The sequence below is a fragment of the uncultured Streptococcus sp. genome (genome assembly GCF_963516515.1).
Lineage (GTDB): Bacteria > Bacillota > Bacilli > Lactobacillales > Streptococcaceae > Streptococcus.
This window is the reverse complement of sequence record NZ_CAUQCJ010000018.1, coordinates 18,545-34,687: the sequence shown is the minus strand read 5'-3', so window position 1 is coordinate 34,687 and position 16,143 is coordinate 18,545. Positions and strand designations below refer to the sequence as shown.

The 16,143-nt window shown below is 41.4% G+C and carries 15 protein-coding genes, 1 pseudogene and 1 riboswitch; of the genes and pseudogenes, 9 read left to right on the top strand and 7 right to left on the bottom strand.

What is annotated here, in order from left to right; genetic code table 11:
• Positions 1 to 54: 54 nt before the first annotated feature.
• Both lepB and rnhC read right to left on the bottom strand, forming a co-directional pair.
• A complete protein-coding gene (gene lepB / locus RYL77_RS05230) occupies positions 55 to 669 on the bottom strand; it encodes a signal peptidase I (RefSeq protein ID WP_004245100.1) in 615 nt (204 codons plus the stop codon).
• A gap of 3 nt (positions 670 to 672) precedes the next feature.
• Complete coding sequence (gene rnhC, locus RYL77_RS05225) at positions 673 to 1,554, bottom strand: ribonuclease HIII (RefSeq protein ID WP_315010360.1); 882 nt, start codon at positions 1,552 to 1,554, stop codon at positions 673 to 675.
• Positions 1,555 to 1,640: 86 nt separating this feature from the next.
• Here rnhC and zapA point away from each other — a divergent pair, with 86 nt between their 5' ends.
• The 3 genes from zapA (at position 1,641) to RYL77_RS05210 (ending at position 5,023) form a co-directional block, all read left to right on the top strand.
• The gene (gene zapA, locus RYL77_RS05220; protein WP_000002023.1) at positions 1,641 to 1,943 is read left to right on the top strand and encodes a cell division protein ZapA; all 303 of its coding nucleotides are present in this window, start codon (positions 1,641 to 1,643) and stop codon (positions 1,941 to 1,943) included.
• Positions 1,940 to 2,488, top strand: a complete 549-nt coding sequence (locus tag RYL77_RS05215; protein WP_000624511.1) for a CvpA family protein — start codon at positions 1,940 to 1,942, stop codon at positions 2,486 to 2,488. Before zapA ends, RYL77_RS05215 begins: the two co-directional genes overlap by 4 nt.
• A 198-nt stretch (positions 2,489 to 2,686) precedes the next feature.
• A complete protein-coding gene (locus RYL77_RS05210) occupies positions 2,687 to 5,023 on the top strand; it encodes an endonuclease MutS2 (RefSeq protein WP_315010357.1) in 2,337 nt (778 codons plus the stop codon).
• 50 nt (positions 5,024 to 5,073) lie between these two features.
• On the opposite strand, the gene RYL77_RS05205 is transcribed toward RYL77_RS05210, so the two are convergent.
• Entirely contained in the window at positions 5,074 to 5,331 is a 258-nt protein-coding gene (locus tag RYL77_RS05205; protein ID WP_315010355.1) for a hypothetical protein, read from the bottom strand.
• Between the two features lie 21 nt (positions 5,332 to 5,352).
• The gene (locus RYL77_RS05200) at positions 5,353 to 6,003 is read right to left on the bottom strand and encodes a helix-turn-helix transcriptional regulator (protein ID WP_315010354.1); all 651 of its coding nucleotides are present in this window, start codon (positions 6,001 to 6,003) and stop codon (positions 5,353 to 5,355) included.
• Between the two features lie 211 nt (positions 6,004 to 6,214).
• Here RYL77_RS05200 and RYL77_RS05195 point away from each other — a divergent pair.
• The 6 genes and pseudogenes from RYL77_RS05195 (at position 6,215) to RYL77_RS05170 (ending at position 12,808) form a co-directional block, all read left to right on the top strand.
• A pseudogene (locus tag RYL77_RS05195) lies at positions 6,215 to 7,204 on the top strand (N-acetylmuramoyl-L-alanine amidase family protein).
• A 26-nt stretch (positions 7,205 to 7,230) separates the two neighbouring features.
• Positions 7,231 to 8,292 (top strand): endo-beta-N-acetylglucosaminidase, encoded by a 1,062-nt coding sequence (locus tag RYL77_RS05190; protein WP_315010353.1) that lies wholly within the window; start codon positions 7,231 to 7,233, stop codon positions 8,290 to 8,292.
• Between the two features lie 61 nt (positions 8,293 to 8,353).
• Complete coding sequence (locus RYL77_RS05185) at positions 8,354 to 9,412, top strand: DUF6287 domain-containing protein (RefSeq protein ID WP_315010351.1); 1,059 nt, start codon at positions 8,354 to 8,356, stop codon at positions 9,410 to 9,412.
• A 202-nt stretch (positions 9,413 to 9,614) separates the two neighbouring features.
• A riboswitch (glycine riboswitch) is annotated at positions 9,615 to 9,703 on the top strand.
• A 90-nt stretch (positions 9,704 to 9,793) separates the two neighbouring features.
• A complete protein-coding gene (locus tag RYL77_RS05180) occupies positions 9,794 to 11,116 on the top strand; it encodes a sodium:alanine symporter family protein (RefSeq protein ID WP_315010349.1) in 1,323 nt (440 codons plus the stop codon).
• Positions 11,117 to 11,248: 132 nt separating this feature from the next.
• Positions 11,249 to 11,797 carry a carboxymuconolactone decarboxylase family protein gene (locus RYL77_RS05175; protein ID WP_315010347.1) on the top strand — a complete coding sequence of 183 codons (549 nt, stop codon included), beginning with the start codon at positions 11,249 to 11,251 and terminating at the stop codon, positions 11,795 to 11,797.
• A 111-nt stretch (positions 11,798 to 11,908) separates the two neighbouring features.
• Positions 11,909 to 12,808 carry a TDT family transporter gene (locus RYL77_RS05170; RefSeq protein WP_315010345.1) on the top strand — a complete coding sequence of 300 codons (900 nt, stop codon included), beginning with the start codon at positions 11,909 to 11,911 and terminating at the stop codon, positions 12,806 to 12,808.
• Between the two features lie 24 nt (positions 12,809 to 12,832).
• On the opposite strand, the gene serS is transcribed toward RYL77_RS05170, so the two are convergent.
• The 3 genes from serS to RYL77_RS05155 all read right to left on the bottom strand — a co-directional run bounded on the left by serS (position 12,833) and on the right by RYL77_RS05155 (position 16,059).
• The gene (gene serS, locus RYL77_RS05165) at positions 12,833 to 14,107 is read right to left on the bottom strand and encodes a serine--tRNA ligase (protein ID WP_315010344.1); all 1,275 of its coding nucleotides are present in this window, start codon (positions 14,105 to 14,107) and stop codon (positions 12,833 to 12,835) included.
• A gap of 213 nt (positions 14,108 to 14,320) precedes the next feature.
• Complete coding sequence (locus RYL77_RS05160; RefSeq protein ID WP_000079345.1) at positions 14,321 to 14,692, bottom strand: DUF956 family protein; 372 nt, start codon at positions 14,690 to 14,692, stop codon at positions 14,321 to 14,323.
• Positions 14,693 to 14,694: 2 nt separating this feature from the next.
• Positions 14,695 to 16,059 (bottom strand): aspartate kinase, encoded by a 1,365-nt coding sequence (locus tag RYL77_RS05155; protein ID WP_315010342.1) that lies wholly within the window; start codon positions 16,057 to 16,059, stop codon positions 14,695 to 14,697.
• Positions 16,060 to 16,143: the final 84 nt, after the last annotated feature.

Here is a 16,143-nt window from a genome sequence, read left to right as displayed (position 1 = left end):
TTCTCACGATAGAAGAAGAGGCTGAGATTGGTGATTCTCGGCCTCTTAGGTCTCTTAAAATGTTCCGATACGGGTGATTGGCCAGAAGCGGAATTTAGCTTCCCCTGTGATATCTTTTGCTTTAAAAGTACCTACGTGGCGGCTGTCGCTCGAAACTAGGCGGTCATCTCCGAGGAGAAGGTATTCTCCTTCTGGGACAGTAAAGCTAAAGTTGGTGTTGTAGTTGACATCAACTGTGAAGGCTTGGGCTTTTTCAGCAATACTTCTAAAGAAAGTGCCTTTATTTCCTTCAAATCCCTTGCCTGAGTAGGTGCTTTGGAGTTTGTCATCCTTGAAACGTTTGATGTAGTCAGCTAGGTAAGGTTCATCTGTCTCTTTGTCATTGATGTAAAGTTTATCATTTTCGTAACGGATAGTGTCACCAGGCATTCCAATCACGCGCTTGACGATGTCCTTATTGCCATCTTCCTCATGGGCCACCACGATATCAAAACGGTCAATAGGGAGGTGCTTAACAACAAAGAGAATTTCGCCATCCGCTAGGGTAGGATCCATGGAATGCCCTTCTACGCGGACATTGCTCCAAAAAAAGATACGGCTCAAAGCTAGTAATGACAGAATCAGGAGGAACAATCCCCACTCTTTTAAGAAATTTTTAAATGAATTCATAATTTACCTTTCTAAGCGTTTTTTCGCTTTTTCAGTATTTTTAAAGTGCAGTTTGGCGCAGAAATTGAGTCCCTGCATACCATAGGCTTGTAAAATCTGGCTAGCCACCTTATCAGAAGCCGTTCCAGCTCCACTTGGAAGTTGATAGCCCAGTTCTCGTCCCAGATTTTCCAGATTTTCCAGAAAGAGATCACGCGCAATGATAGAAGAAACTGCGACAGCCAAGTATTTGCCCTCAGCCTTTTCTTCTAAGCTGATAGGATTGCTGAAACGATTGGCCTCTTGTGCCAAGTACTTGTCATAATTTTTAGCACTGGTAAAGGCATCAATCACAATTTTCTCAGGCTGAATGCCTTTTTGAAGGAGGAGATAGATAGCCTGATTATGGAGGGCAACCTTAACCGAAACAGCGTTGTAGCGGTCTCCAATGACCTCGTTGTACTTGCTTGGTGAGAGAAGCAGTGCCTGGTGCTGGATTTTTTCCTTGAGGATAGGGGCAATCTGACGAATCTTTTGGTCGGTCAGAGTCTTAGAATCCCCCACACCGAGTTTTCGCAAGAAGGCATGCTGGTCAGGTGTGACAAAGGAAGCCACAACTGCAAGCCCACCAAAGTAGGAACCATTTCCTACCTCATCTGTTCCAATCAAAGGGAGATTTTGTCCGCTGGTTTGCTCTAGAACTTGATAGTCAAAGAAACGAGCGTATTTCTCAGCCCCTTCACCCTGAAGCAAGACTTTTCCAGAAGTATAGATAGAAGCCGTTGCCTGAGGGAGTCTCAAAAAGTAGCGGATATAGGGGTTCTTACTGGGAGCCAGACTGGTTTGATAGTGTTCAAGGAAAGTCTGGATCTCCTTTTCGCTTGGTGTGAGTGTTATACTTGCCATAGTTTCTATTGTACCACAAAAGCAGGCAAATTTGTAAAAACTGACAAAGTTAGCGAATTTTGGTATAATATCGTGAGGTGAATTTTATGGCAAATCTAAATCGATTCAAATTTACATTCGGGAAAAAAACGTTAACCTTGACAAGCGAACATGATAACCTCTTTATGGAGGAAATCGCTAAGGTTGCGACAGAAAAATACCAAGCAATTAAAGAACAAATGCCTAGCGCAGATGATGAAACAATCGCTCTTTTGTTGGCAGTCAACTGTTTGTCAACTCAGCTCAGCCGTGAGATTGAATTTGATGATAAGGAGCAAGAATTAGAAGAACTGCGCCACAAGCTGGTGACTTGTAAGCAAGAACAGAGCAAGATTGAGGATTCCTTATGATTTCACTCCTTCTTCTATTGGTCTTAGCTTGGGGATTTTATATCGGCTATCGGAGAGGCTTGCTCTTGCAGGTTTATTACCTGATTTCAGCCATGGCATCGGCTTTTATGGCTGGCCAGTTTTACAAGGGGCTTGGTGAGCAATTCCATTTATTGCTCCCTTATGCAAATCCGCAGGAAGGTCAGGGAACTTTCTTTTTCCCATCGGATCAACTCTTTCAGTTGGATAAGGTCTTTTACGCAGGTATCGGCTACTTGTTGGTATTTGGGATTGTCTATAGCATCGGTCGTTTGCTTGGTCTCTTGTTACACTTACTTCCTAGTAAAAAACTGGGTGGCAAGTTGTTCCAAGTTTCAGCAGGTATCTTGTCCATGTTGGTGACCTTATTTGTCTTGCAAATGGCCTTGACCATACTAGCAACCATTCCCATGGCAGCTATACAAAATCCTCTTGAAAAGAGTATCGTCGCAAAACACATCATCCAGAGCATACCAGTAACAACCAGTTGGCTCAAACAAATCTGGGTGACAAATTTAATCGGATAAAAAGGGCAGGAATTTTCCTAGCCCTTTGTTTACAGATTTGATTGAATGTAAAAAGTTACTACACCTAATACTCAATGAAAATCAAAGAGCAAACTAGGAAGCTAGCCGCAGGCTGTACTTGAGTACGGTAAGGCGACGCTGACGTGGTTTGAATTTGATTTTCGAAGAGTATAGACATTCAAAGACAAGGAAATAACGATGAATAAGAAAATATTAGAAACATTAGAGTTCAATAAGGTCAAGGCTTTGTTTGAACCTCATTTGTTGACCGAGCAGGGCTTGGAGCAATTGAGACAGCTGGCTCCGACTGCCAAAGCAGATAAAATCAAACAGGCTTTTGCTGAGATGAAGGAAATGCAGGCTCTCTTTGTCGAGCAACCGCATTTTACCATTCTTGCAACCAAGGAAATCGCAGGAGTCTGCAAGCGTTTGGAGATGGGGGCGGACCTCAATATCGAGGAGTTTCTACTTTTGAAGCGCGTGCTTCTTTCCAGCCGAGAACTGCAAAGTTTTTATGATAATCTGGAAAATGTCAGTTTGGAAGAGTTAGCCCTCTGGTTTGAGAAATTACACGATTTTCCGCAATTACAAGGAAATCTCCAAGCCTTTAATGATGCAGGTTTCATTGAAAATTTCGCCAGTGAAGAATTGGCGCGAATCCGTCGAAAAATCCATGATAGCGAGAGTCAGGTTCGCGATGTTTTACAGGACCTGCTCAAGCAAAAAGCGCAAATGTTGACGGAAGGGATCGTTGCCAGTAGAAATGGACGTCAGGTTTTACCAGTCAAGAATACTTATCGTAACAAGATTGCAGGTGTCGTTCATGATATTTCTGCTAGTGGGAATACCGTCTATATCGAACCCCGTGAGGTGGTCAAACTGAGCGAAGAAATTGCCAGTTTGCGAGCAGATGAGCGCTATGAAATGCTTCGCATTCTCCAAGAAATTTCTGAGCGTGTTCGCCCTCATGCGGCTGAGATTGCCAATGATGCTTGGATTATCGGTCGTTTGGACTTGATTCGTGCCAAGGTTCGCTTTATCCAAGAAAGGCAAGCAGTCGTTCCTCAGCTGTCAGAAAATCAAGAGATTCAACTGCTCCATGTCTGCCATCCTTTGGTCAAAAATGCCGTCGCAAATGATGTCCATTTTGGTCAAGATTTAACAGCCATTGTCATTACAGGTCCCAATACTGGTGGTAAGACTATCATGCTTAAAACTCTGGGCTTGACGCAGGTTATGGCTCAGTCTGGTTTGCCGATTTTAGCAGACAAGGGAAGTCGTGTGGGTATTTTTGAAGAAATCTTTGCCGATATTGGCGATGAGCAGTCTATTGAGCAGAGTTTGTCTACCTTCTCTAGCCACATGACCAATATCGTGGATATTCTTGGCAAGGTCAATCAACATTCCCTCTTACTCTTGGATGAGTTGGGGGCTGGTACAGACCCTCAAGAGGGAGCTGCCCTTGCCATGGCTATTCTGGAGGACCTTCGCCTGCGTCAAGTCAAGACCATGGCGACGACCCACTATCCCGAACTCAAGGTCTACGGTATTGAGACAGCCTTTGTGCAAAATGCTAGCATGGAGTTTGATACTGTAACTCTTCGCCCGACTTATCGCTTTATGCAGGGTGTTCCTGGCCGAAGCAATGCCTTTGAAATTGCCAAACGTTTAGGCCTATCTGAAGTTATCGTTGGGGATGCCAGCCAGCAGGTCAATCAGGACAATGATGTCAATCGTATCATTGAACAACTGGAAGAGCAGACGCTGGAAAGCCGTAAACGCTTGGACAATATCCGTGAGGTGGAGCAAGAAAATCTCAAGATGAACCGTGTGCTTAAAAAACTTTACAACGAGCTCAATCGTGAAAAGGAAATCGAGCTTAATAAGGCGCGTGAACAAGCTGCTGAGATTGTGGACATGGCCCTCAGTGAAAGTGATCATATTCTTAAGAATCTCCATAGTAAATCTCAACTCAAGCCCCATGAAATCATTGAAGCTAAGGCCAAGCTGAAAAAATTGGCTCCTGAAAAAGTAGACCTATCTAAAAACAAGATTCTTCAAAAGGCCAAGAAAAAACGAGCTCCAAAGGTGGGAGATGATATCGTTGTTCTCAGTTATGGACAGCGTGGTACCTTGACCAGCCAACTCAAAGATGGCCGCTGGGAAGCTCAAGTTGGCTTGATTAAGATGACCTTGGAAGAGAAAGAATTTGACCTCGTTCAAGCCCAGCAAGAAAAGCAAGTTAAGAAGAAACAGGTCAATGTCGTGAAACGAACTTCTGGGCGAGGACCTCAAGCCAGACTGGACCTTCGAGGCAAACGTTATGAAGAGGCTATGAATGAGCTAGATGCTTTTATCGACCAAGCCTTGCTTAATAATATGGCTCAAGTTGATATCATCCATGGTATCGGAACAGGTGTCATCCGTGAAGGAGTTACCAAATACCTACAAAGAAACAAACATGTTAAGAGTTTCGGCTATGCCCCACAAAATGCTGGAGGCAGTGGCGCAACTATTGTGACCTTTAAAGGATAAAAAAAAGCCTGAGGAAATATGTGATTCCTCAAGCTTTTTTGATTTTTAGCCTAGACCTCTAAAGGTTGTCCAGTGTGATTGAGTTGTGTGACAGTAACAAAGAAATCCTCTCTCATTCGAGTCAGAAGTTGATTTGGATAGACCTTTTCAAAGTTATCAAGACTGGCAAAGATATGCTTAGCAAGCTCTAGACCTCTGACATCATCTTGTCTGAGAAAATTATTAGCCCGTTCCATTGAAAGACTAATCATCTCTGTCATCTTGGTGCTCAGTAGAGGGAAAGTATTAATCACTTCCAAGGTTTTCACAGCTAAGCTCTCAGCCTTATCCTAGTAGCCATTGACAGAGTAATGCTTGATAGCAGTTCTTAAGCAGGCAATATAGTAGTCAGCAGTACGGATTGAATGGTATTCAGTCTGTTTTTTTAGAGTATCTAATAAGTGGTAGAGTCTGTAATCTAAAAATTCGATTGAAAAGTGAGGCAGGATAGATGAAAAGATATTCACCTCAATTTTATTCCAATCGTCCAATTCACTCAGATAGTTCTTGATATATTCTAGTTCTTGATAGTCTTTTGGAGTCAGAAAAGAATCGCCGATGATGTTTGCGATAGCAAATTTATTGACTACACGATTGGCAATCACATAGTGTTCAGCTATTCCAGGATTTTCCAAGGGTTGATTAATCAAGCTAAGGATCTTTTTAAATTCACGCTTATAGGCTAAATCAGCAACCTGAGCCTGCAATTTATGAAATTCCGTTGGAAACATCTGCGTCTTGAGACTATCAAAGGTCTCTTTATCAATTCCAATATTAGACAGAATCTCTTCAAATTTTTGAATGGTTATCCGAGATTTTCCTTGCTCAAACTGACGTAAAAAATGTGGAGTCACTGTAGTACCAGCGGCTTCCTTCTGTGTAAACCCTCTCTCCTCACGAATGGCCTTATATACTAATCCATAAACACTTTCATCTTGCATCCTAAATCTCCTCAAGTCCTTTTTTCCATTCTATCATAATTCTACCAGTTTTTAAGGGAATTTTTAGAAAAAAGTAATTATACTTACGTTTTTTCGGGGGGGGGGGTAATTGTTCAATAAAGGTAAATATAAATACGCTTTTCGTAAATAAGGTAAATAGCATGCTATACTGTAACCGTAAACAATAAAAATTTAAAGGAGATTTTTGATGATGAAGTCAAAAACAGTTTTAGTAACAAGCCTAGCAGCTGCAACATTTGGTCTTGTCTCTCTTGTAGACACAGCAGGAGTTCTACCTTTTTCAGCACAAACGGTGCAGGCTGACACCCAGACGATTAATCCATCTGCAAAATATTATATTCTTGTTCCCAATGATTCAGAAGTATTTAAAGGATGGAAGGGAACTGCCAATCGTCCCATTATTTGGGCTACAAAAACTACTCCAGAATTATCTTACTTCGAAGAATCCGATCGCAACTATATAGCTCTTGAGAATAAGTCTGGTGCCAATTACATAGAGTGGAAGGGAACTGTAGACGAGTTTAGAGAGGCTGTGAAGAAGCTGACTGGTAAAACAACAGCTGCTACAACTCCCAAAACGTCTAACCAATCAACAACTACTACAACTCCAAAAACGTCTAGTCAATCAACAACTACTACAACTTCAAAAACGTCTGGTCAATCAACAACTACTACAACTTCAAAAACGTCTGGTCAATCAACACCGAATCAAAGAGATGGATGGTCGGGTTTATCTTATTATCAAAATGGTAGTAAAGTTATCAGTAAGTGGATTTTCGATAAAAACTATAATTCCTACTTCTACCTAGATGCTTCAGGTAACTTTGTCCAAAATTCTTGGGTAGGAAACTATTACCTTAAATCAGGTGGTTAGATGGCTAAGAGTGAGTGGATTTTTGATAAGAACTATGGTGCCTACTATTATCTAACGTCTGAGGGGAGCTATTCTTACAGTACTTGGGTTGGTGATTATTATGTTAAATCAAATGGTAAGATGGCTACAAAAGAGTGGATTTTTGATAAAAACTATGATTTATACTATTACTTAACATCAGAAGGAAGCTATGCTCGTAACACATGGGTAGGTGACTACTATCTCAAATCAAATGGTAAGATGGCAGTCAACGAACGTACCCCAGATGGTTATCAAGTGGATGAATCAGGTAAGTGGGTTAAATAAAAAACTATAAAATGGAGGAAAATAACATGAATAAAAAGAAATTATTAGTATGTGCTGTGGCACTTTCAACAGTTGGAGTAGTATCAACAATCGACACAGCAGGAGTTCTCCCTTTTTCAGCACAAACAGTGCATGCGGATGACATCATTGCAGTTGGTAATGTTGATCACAAGGTCAATCTAAGTTTGGTTGGCTATGATAAAAATCGTGGCGTTTCTGTAACTTTTTCAACTGATAGTGTCAATCCTAATTTTGTTAATAATTGGAATAGTAAGCAAGATTATATTTTTGTAAGAACGAAACTGGTTAATGCTAAAACAAAAGAAGTTGTCGATGATGATACTGGAGCACAAGTTAGTTTAAGATCCTATGATTTAACAAAAAGTAGCAATGACTCTTATTTATATGATTCGATTCCTGACGGAGAATATAAATATGAAGCCTATGTGAGTGAATTTTATATCGATCCTCAAACTAAGCTTCGTCATCAATACAAAGGAGAATCTCCTGTCTTTAGTATTAAAGACGGTAAATTTGCTGGTCTAGTATCTTCAACACAATCATCTACAACACCAAAAGCATCTGAAACTCCAAAACCAGCCACTAGCTCTAACTCAGGTCAGACTGGTTGGTCAGGTTCTTCTTACTATAAAGCTGGTGTTAAAGTAGTCAATCAATGGATTTTTGATGTTCAGTACAATTCCTACTTCTACCTAGATGCTTCAGGTAACTTTGTTCAAAATGCTTGGTCAGGAAGTTATTACCTCAAATCAGGTGGCTACATGGCTAAGAGCGAGTGGATTTATGACAATAACTATAAATCATACTATTACTTGACAGCAGAGGGTAGCTATGCGCGTAATGCTTGGGCTGGAAGTTACTACCTCAAATCAGATGGTAAAATGGCTAAGAGTGAGTGGATCTATGATAGTAGCTACCAATCTTACTATTACCTAACGTCAGAAGGAAGCTATGCTCGTAACACATGGGTAGGTGACTACTATCTCAAATCAAATGGTAAGATGGCAGTCAACGAACGTACCCCAGATGGCTACCAAGTAGATAGTTCAGGTAAGTGGGTTAAATAAAATAAAAATAGTGAAAGGAATTAGCACAGGCTGGTTCCTTTCTCTTAGATAAGGGAGTAATATGAAAAAGTTTTTATTAGCCACAACACTTTTACTGACACTAGTTCTAGGAGGCTGTCAGTATCTACCTTGGAACAAAAGCTCGGAAACACCATCTGCTTCAACATCAGATACATCTGTAGCGACACCAGAGATAGATTACAGCCAATATAACAAGGTTCTCGATGACTATGAAAAAGTAACCAAAGGTATCTTTCCTACAGGTATGGAGGTCAATCCTTTGGCTAGTCAAGTGAAGTCTTCTCAAGGTTTTTACACAGATGTGGTTTACCACAATACAGATTTGAATAACGACGGAGTGGATGAACTCTTGCTTGCTCTTGAAATGAAGAGTGGTGAAAAGAGTTTGCTTGATATCCGTACTTTGAAAGATGGAAAGGTGATCCGTCTGACCAATCAAGAAAATCGTTTAGACCAGATTGGTGAGAGAATGACAGTCGGTATTTTTCTAGACAATTCTCTGCTTTATCGTGGGGCTGGTACAGCAACGAGTCACATCTATGTCCACTATCAATTTAGTGAGGATGGCCAGTCCTTGGTGAAGGCCAAGGAAGCTCAAGAGTTAGCAGATCTTGGTGTCGGTTCGCCTATTTCTCTAGAAACCCTAAGTTGGAAGTCTGTTTCAGATAAGATTCCTGGAGGAGCAAGTGCAGATAAGGGGACAGCTGAGACATCATCTTCAACAAACCAACATACTTCTGGGAAAATGGATATTAACGCCATAAAAAATGGAGATTTTTCTAGTATTGAGGGAAGATGGAGTAAAGGTAATGGAGGAGAAGATTTAGTTTTTAGTAAGAATGGGCTAGTGGCTCCAGAACAGTTTACAGTTGACCTTGCAGAATCAGAAATAGTAAATGATTTTCTACGAGCTCGCTATTCAGGTCCAGCTTTTGGAGTCTTTATTCAATTCATACCAGCAGGAGTTAGAATACCTGATGAGACATCAATGGATGGATTAATATCAGACGCTTCGGATATTAGTAAAGATAGAATTCTCTATCGTGCTTCATTTCCAGTACATAATAAACCAGAACAATTCTTATATCGTGTAGAATAAGAGTGACACAGATTGATTTAATAATTAATAGCACTTCACGCACATGAGAATGCTCAATCTTTTTCTACAGAGTCAAATAAGATTTTCCCAAAACACATTGACAAAAACCAACATTTTTTGTAAAATAAGAATCAATTAAATACCAACACCGAATGAAGTTTAATAGAAGTGGGGAATCGTTTGATTTTCCATGACTGTAAATGGACGGAACTCTGGAGAGACCGTAAAGGCACCGAAGGGGCAAGGCAGGTAACTGCTCAAACTCTCAGGTAAAAGGACAGAGCTAGGATAGACCGCTTTTTAGCATTTATCTAAGCATTCCAGAGTACATGTATCTTGCATGTGCTCTTTCTTTTGGGGTTGAAAAGATAGGAGAAGGAAATGTTAGAATTGCTTAAATCAATCGATGCTTTTGCTTGGGGTCCACCCCTCTTGATTCTCTTGGTCGGGACAGGGATTTACCTAACTGCTCGTCTAGGGCTTTTGCAGGTTTTGCGTCTGCCCAAGGCCTTCCAGCTTATTTTTACCAAGGATAAGGGGCATGGTGATGTATCCAGTTTTGCGGCCTTGTGTACAGCACTCGCAGCGACAGTTGGTACGGGAAATATTATCGGGGTGGCGACAGCTATCAAGGTCGGTGGCCCAGGAGCTCTCTTTTGGATGTGGATGGCTGCTTTCTTTGGCATGGCTACCAAGTATGCGGAAGGACTCCTGGCTATCAAATACCGCACCAAGGACGACCATGGTGCAGTAGCGGGAGGTCCAATGCACTATATCCTTCTAGGGATGGGAGAAAAGTGGAGACCACTTGCTATCTTCTTTGCTATCGCAGGTGTCTTAGTAGCTTTGTTGGGAATCGGAACCTTCACCCAAGTCAACTCGATTACAGAATCTATCCAGAATACAACGACTATTTCGCCAGCTATCACTGCTCTTGTGTTGTCTGTATTTGTAGCGATTGCAGTCTTTGGCGGACTCAAGTCTATTTCTAAGGTTTCGACAGCTGTTGTTCCTTTTATGGCTATCATTTATATTTTGGGGACCTTGACAGTTATTTTCTTCAATATGGGGAAACTCCCAGCTACAATCGCTTTAATATTGACATCAGCTTTTAGCCCTGTTGCTGCGGTAGGTGGCTTTGCTGGTGCTAGCATTCGGATGGCTATTCAAAATGGTGTGGCGCGTGGTGTGTTTTCAAACGAATCTGGTCTAGGTTCTGCTCCCATTGCAGCTGCTGCAGCTAAGACAAATGAACCAGTAGAGCAAGGTTTGATTTCCATGACAGGAACCTTTATTGATACCCTCATCATTTGTACTCTAACTGGTTTGACCATCTTGGTAACTGGAGTATGGAATAGTGACTTGAATGGAGTGGCTTTGACTCAGTCAGCCTTCTCAACAGTCTTTTCACATTTTGGGCCTGCCCTCTTGACCATCTTCCTTGTACTCTTTGCCTTTACGACGATTCTAGGTTGGAACTACTATGGAGAACGCTGTTTCGAGTTCCTCTTTGGTGTTCGTTTCATCTGGCTCTACCGTGTGTTTTTTGTACTCATGGTCTTGTTGGGAGGATTTATCGAGTTGGATATGGTTTGGATTATCGCAGATATCGTCAATGCCTTGATGGCTCTGCCAAACTTGATTGCCCTCTTAGTTTTATCACCAGTCGTCATTGCTGAGACTAAAAAGTATTTTGATAAATAATGAAATCACACAGATTGTGTGGTTTTTTTACTTTCATAAAGAATTTTTATCAGTGCAATTTAAAATATATATTATGCAAGGTATAGAATCTGTGATAGACTAGATTTCAACAAAATGAAAAGAGGTTTTATGATGACAACATTTACAATCCATACAGTAGAATCAGCACCAGCAGAAGTGAAAGAAGTTCTTGAAACAGTAGAAAAAGACAACAATGGCTTTATTCCAAATCTAATCGGACTCTTGGCTAATGCACCTACTGCCCTAGAAGCCTACAGAACTGTCGGAGCTATCAACCGTCGCAATAGTCTGACACCAATTGAGCGCGAAGTAGTGCAAATCACGGCAGCCGTAACTAATGGTTGTGCCTTCTGCGTCGCAGGTCACACAGCCTTTTCAATCAAACAAATCCAGATGAATGATGACCTGCTTCAAGCTCTTCGCAACCGCACTCCGATTGAAACAGATCCTAAATTGGACACCCTAGCTAAATTTACCTTGGCAGTCATCAATACCAAGGGTCGTGTAGGAGATGAAGCCTTGTCTGAGTTTTTAGAAGTTGGCTATACCCACCAAAATGCCTTGGATGTAGTCCTTGGTGTCAGTTTAGCAAGTCTTTGTAACTATGCCAATAACCTAGCCAATACACCCATTAACCCAGAATTGCAACCTTATGCTTAATCCTTATCTGAGTAAAAAATGAAGTCTGAAATCAACGGACTTCGTTTTTTTAAGTCCTCATTTAAGCGCTTTTATGCTATACTGAAACTAACATGATTATTGGAGGTTAGGATGAAAAAACTCCCCTTAGTATTTTCTGGTTGCTTGCTAGGTTTAGCAGGAGCTGGGAATCTCGTTTTAGATATGTTGCCAGTTCTGTCACAGGTATTTAGTTTGACTGGTTTGATTTTGTGGATTTACTTTCTAATTCTGCATCTTTTTAATTGGAAGGAAACCAAGCAAGAATTGACCAAGCCCCCTCTTTTGTCAGGAATGGCAACCTTTCCCATGGCTGGAATGATTTTATCGACCTATGTCTTCCGCTTGTTTCCTTATTTTCCTTTGGTAGCGCAAGGGATCTGGTGGTTTTCATTTCTCTTGGATTTGGCCCTGATTGCTGGATTCACCATCAAATTTGCCTGTCCTGGTCGGAGGGTTCATTCCACTCCTAGCTGGACGGTTCTCTATGTGGGAATAGCAGTGGCAGCCTTGACTTATCCACTGGTAGGTATCATCGAAATTGCCTATGCGACTTTGAGTTTTGGTTTTCTTCTTACCTTCTATCTCTATCCTCTTATTTATAGCGATTTAAAGAAACATCCACTCCCACTAGCCATGCTTGGACAAGAAGGAATCTACTGTGCTCCTTTCTCTCTACTCTTGGCTTCTCTAGTTCGAGTTGGAGGAGAGAGCCTACCGACTTGGATCTTAATCGTTATGATTTTGGCTTCCCAATCTTTCTTTTTCTTTGTTTTAACTCGTCTATCTAATATTTTAAAACAAGGCTTTCAACCAGCCTTCTCAGCCCTCACTTTCCCAACCATTATCACAGCTACCTCGCTCAAGATGGCTCAGGGAATCTTGAAACTTCCATTTCTGGATTATCTGGTCTTGGCTGAAACTATTATATGCCTAACTATTTTACTCTTTGTTTTAGGTGCTTATCTGATTTGGTTACGAAAAAAGGTCTAGCTAGAAATAGCTAAACCTTATTTTTTATGGTTTGATAACTTCAGCTCCACCCATGTATGGACGAAGTGCTTCTGGAATGGTTACAGAACCATCTGCATTTTGGTAGTTTTCAAGAATAGCAGCCACTGTACGTCCAACTGCAAGTCCAGAACCGTTCAAGGTGTGGAGCAATTTCACCTTGCCATCTGCTTCATCACGGTAACGGATTTGGGCACGACGGGCTTGGAAATCTTCTGTGTTTGAACAGCTTGAGATTTCACGGTAATTATTTTGGGCTGGAATCCAAACTTCCAAGTCGTAAGTCTTCGCAGCTGAGAAGCCCATATCTCCAGTAGAGAGAGCAACGACACGGTATGGAAGGTTAAGTTTTTGAAGGATATTTTCAGCGTTGGCTGTCATTTTTTCCAATTCTTCGTAAGATTCTTCTGGTTTGGCAAATTTAACCATTTCAACCTTGTGGAATTGGTGCAAACGAATCAAGCCACGAGTATCACGACCAGCTGAACCAGCCTCAGAACGGAATGATGGACTCATAGCAGTGAAGTAGATTGGCAGGTCTTTACCGTCCAGGATTTCATCACGGTAGTAGTTTGTTAGAGGAACCTCAGCTGTAGGAATAAGGACATAATTGCTGTCGCTGAGTTCAAAAGTATCTTCCTTGAATTTTGGATATTGACCAGTACCAAACATAGAGTCGTGGTTAACCATGTAAGGTGTGATGACTTCTGTATAGCCTTCTTTTCCATGTTCATCCAACATAAAGTTGTAGATGGCACGTTCCAAACGAGCACCGAGGCCTTTATAGAAGAGGAAGCGAGCCCCTGTTACCTTACCACCGCGTTCCCAGTCAAGGATACCAAGGTCTTCACCAAGATCCCAGTGGGCTTTTGGTTCGAAGTCAAACTCGCGTGGAGTACCCCAACGGCGAACTTCTACATTGTCGTCTTCGTCAGCCCCAACAGGAACGCTGTCAGCTGGGATATTTGGAAGAGTAGTAGTAAATTCTGTCAATTTAGCATCGATTTCTGCCAATTCAGCATCCAAGGCTTTGACTTCAGCAGATAGATTCTGCATGGCAGCAATCTTGTCATCTGCATTTTCCTTGTTGCGTTTGGCTTGGGCAATCTCAGCTGAAACTGTGTTGCGTTCTGCTTTGAGAGTTTCAACCTTGACCAAGATGTCACGACGTTTAGCATCGATTTCTTTCATCTCGTTTAAGACAGCAGCATCTACACCACGTGTAGCCAATTTTTCTGCGACAGCATCAAAGTCTGTACGAATGCGTTTGATATCTAACATAAGAACTCCTTTATGAAAAAAGCACACCTGACAAAGCGTTGGAGTGACAGGGCCACGGTTCCATCCAACTTCACAGGTGTGCACTTGATTATTTATGTAATTATTACTAACGGTAGAATTTCACCTATCCCTCCTATCTGCTCGCAGCACCCGCAGACTTTCTGAAAGAAGAAGATAACCTACTTATCCGTTGTTATGATTATACTAAAGTTTCTACTTTTTTGCAAATAGATTTTTAAATTTTTGACCAATGGTCTGAATCAGGGTAGGAAGTTTGACAACCTTGTCATTGCCCAGTTTTTCGCGAGCAATTTTGAGAATGGCACCCGAATCTTTTGAAGCAAAGAGGAATTTTCCTCTGTCTGTAAAGACTTCGAAGTGGCGACTAATTTTGCGACCAGTGACATTGGCTCCAATCTGGTTGATATGGTCCCAAGGAATCTGGATAAATTGTTCGACGTTGACATCTGGGTAAAATTCCAGAGCCTGATCCCCAACAAGGAATTTTCCAACTTTCCCAGCTATAGAGAGGTAGGAAGTGCCTGTGGTATTGAGAAGCACTGTTTTGTTAAGTGATTGAGCCATGATTAGTCTTCCTTACTTTCGCCGAAAAAGGCATTGTAGAGCGCTTTGATTGCTGCTTTCTCTTGGTCTTTATTGACAACGAACATGATAGAAACTTCACTAGAACCTTGAGACATCATCTGGATATTGATCTTGTTTTCAGATAGAGCGCGTGTCGCAGTAGCAGTTACACCGATATGACTTTTCATCTTTTCTCCAACAATCATAATGATAGAAAGGTCATGTTCGATTTCTGCATGGTCTACTTCAGCCTTTTGAACCAACTGACGAAGAATTTCTTCTTCCTTGATAGGAGTTAGTTCACGAGAACGGAGAATAATCGAAAGATCGTCGATACCAGTTGGCATATGTTCCCAACCGATGTTGAGGTCTTCAAGGATTTGCAGAACCTTGCGACCAAATCCAATCTCGCGGTTCATAAGGTATTTGGACATGTTGATGCTGACAAAGCCAGAATCACCGGCAATTCCCACTACTGGAAATTCATCACTACTGTGTTTTAGAACGATACGAGTACCTGGATGGTCAGGATTGTTGGTATTCTTGATAACCAGAGGAATTTTTCCACGGTAGGCAGGAAGAAGAGCTTCGTCATGAAGAACTGAGAATCCTGCATAGGCCAGCTCACGCATTTCACGGTAGGTCAACTCAGGAATCGAGTGTGGCTGGTGGATAATTCCTGGGTGAGCTGCAAAGATACCATCAACGTCTGTAAAGTTTTCATAGAGATCAGCTTTTACACCTGCAGCAATGATAGAACCTGTAATGTCAGAGCCTCCACGTGAGAAGGTACAGATTTGATTTTCCTTAGTAACTCCAAAGAAACCAGGAATAACAAGGACTTCATTTGCATTTGTTAATTCTTCAATCTTGTCGTAACTTGATGGAATGATGCGAGCGTGACCAGGCTCACTTGTTACCACAATCCCAGCTTCTCTAGGGTGCACATAGCGTGCATCAATCCCATTTTGATTAAAGTAGGCAGCGATTAATTTAGCATTGTTGTTTTCACCCGCTGCTAGGAAAGTATCGTAGAGAAATTCATTTTCTTCGATAGGAAGAGTGGCCAAGGCACGAATGCTTTTAGAAATTTTTTCTAAAACAGCAGGTTTCAGTCCTAGTTCACTAACCATAGCAGCATAGCGGTCGATAATCCAGTTTTGGCTCTTGCTAATATCGTTACCAGCAACATAGTCGCGGTAGTATTTAATCAAGGCATCCGTAACCTTAGTATCTTCAGCATTGCGTTTCCCAGGTGCAGAAACAACTACAAAACGGCGTTCTGGATCGCTTTTAACGATGTTTAAAACTTTTTCTAATTGACCAGCAGAGGCAAGAGAGCTACCTCCAAATTTAACAACTTTCATAAGAACTCCTAAAGTAAGTATTTTATACGATTATAGCAGAAAGAAAGCCTTTTTTCAATGAAGAAAATAAGCTATTTTACAGGG

Bases quoted from the DNA above. Each gene is read 5' to 3' on its own strand.
- lepB (WP_004245100.1), bottom strand. From the start codon at position 669: ATGAATTCATTTAAAAATTTCTTAAAAGAGTGGGGATTGTTCCTCCTG.
- rnhC (WP_315010360.1), bottom strand. From the start codon at position 1,554: ATGGCAAGTATAACACTCACACCAAGCGAAAAGGAGATCCAGACTTTC.
- zapA (WP_000002023.1), top strand. From the start codon at position 1,641: ATGGCAAATCTAAATCGATTCAAATTTACATTCGGGAAAAAAACGTTA.
- RYL77_RS05215 (WP_000624511.1), top strand. From the start codon at position 1,940: ATGATTTCACTCCTTCTTCTATTGGTCTTAGCTTGGGGATTTTATATC.
- RYL77_RS05210 (WP_315010357.1), top strand. From the start codon at position 2,687: ATGAATAAGAAAATATTAGAAACATTAGAGTTCAATAAGGTCAAGGCT.
- RYL77_RS05200 (WP_315010354.1), bottom strand. From the start codon at position 6,003: ATGCAAGATGAAAGTGTTTATGGATTAGTATATAAGGCCATTCGTGAG.
- RYL77_RS05190 (WP_315010353.1), top strand. From the start codon at position 7,231: ATGAATAAAAAGAAATTATTAGTATGTGCTGTGGCACTTTCAACAGTT.
- RYL77_RS05185 (WP_315010351.1), top strand. From the start codon at position 8,354: ATGAAAAAGTTTTTATTAGCCACAACACTTTTACTGACACTAGTTCTA.
- RYL77_RS05180 (WP_315010349.1), top strand. From the start codon at position 9,794: ATGTTAGAATTGCTTAAATCAATCGATGCTTTTGCTTGGGGTCCACCC.
- RYL77_RS05175 (WP_315010347.1), top strand. From the start codon at position 11,249: ATGACAACATTTACAATCCATACAGTAGAATCAGCACCAGCAGAAGTG.
- RYL77_RS05170 (WP_315010345.1), top strand. From the start codon at position 11,909: ATGAAAAAACTCCCCTTAGTATTTTCTGGTTGCTTGCTAGGTTTAGCA.
- serS (WP_315010344.1), bottom strand. From the start codon at position 14,107: ATGTTAGATATCAAACGCATTCGTACAGACTTTGATGCTGTCGCAGAA.
- RYL77_RS05160 (WP_000079345.1), bottom strand. From the start codon at position 14,692: ATGGCTCAATCACTTAACAAAACAGTGCTTCTCAATACCACAGGCACT.
- RYL77_RS05155 (WP_315010342.1), bottom strand. From the start codon at position 16,059: ATGAAAGTTGTTAAATTTGGAGGTAGCTCTCTTGCCTCTGCTGGTCAA.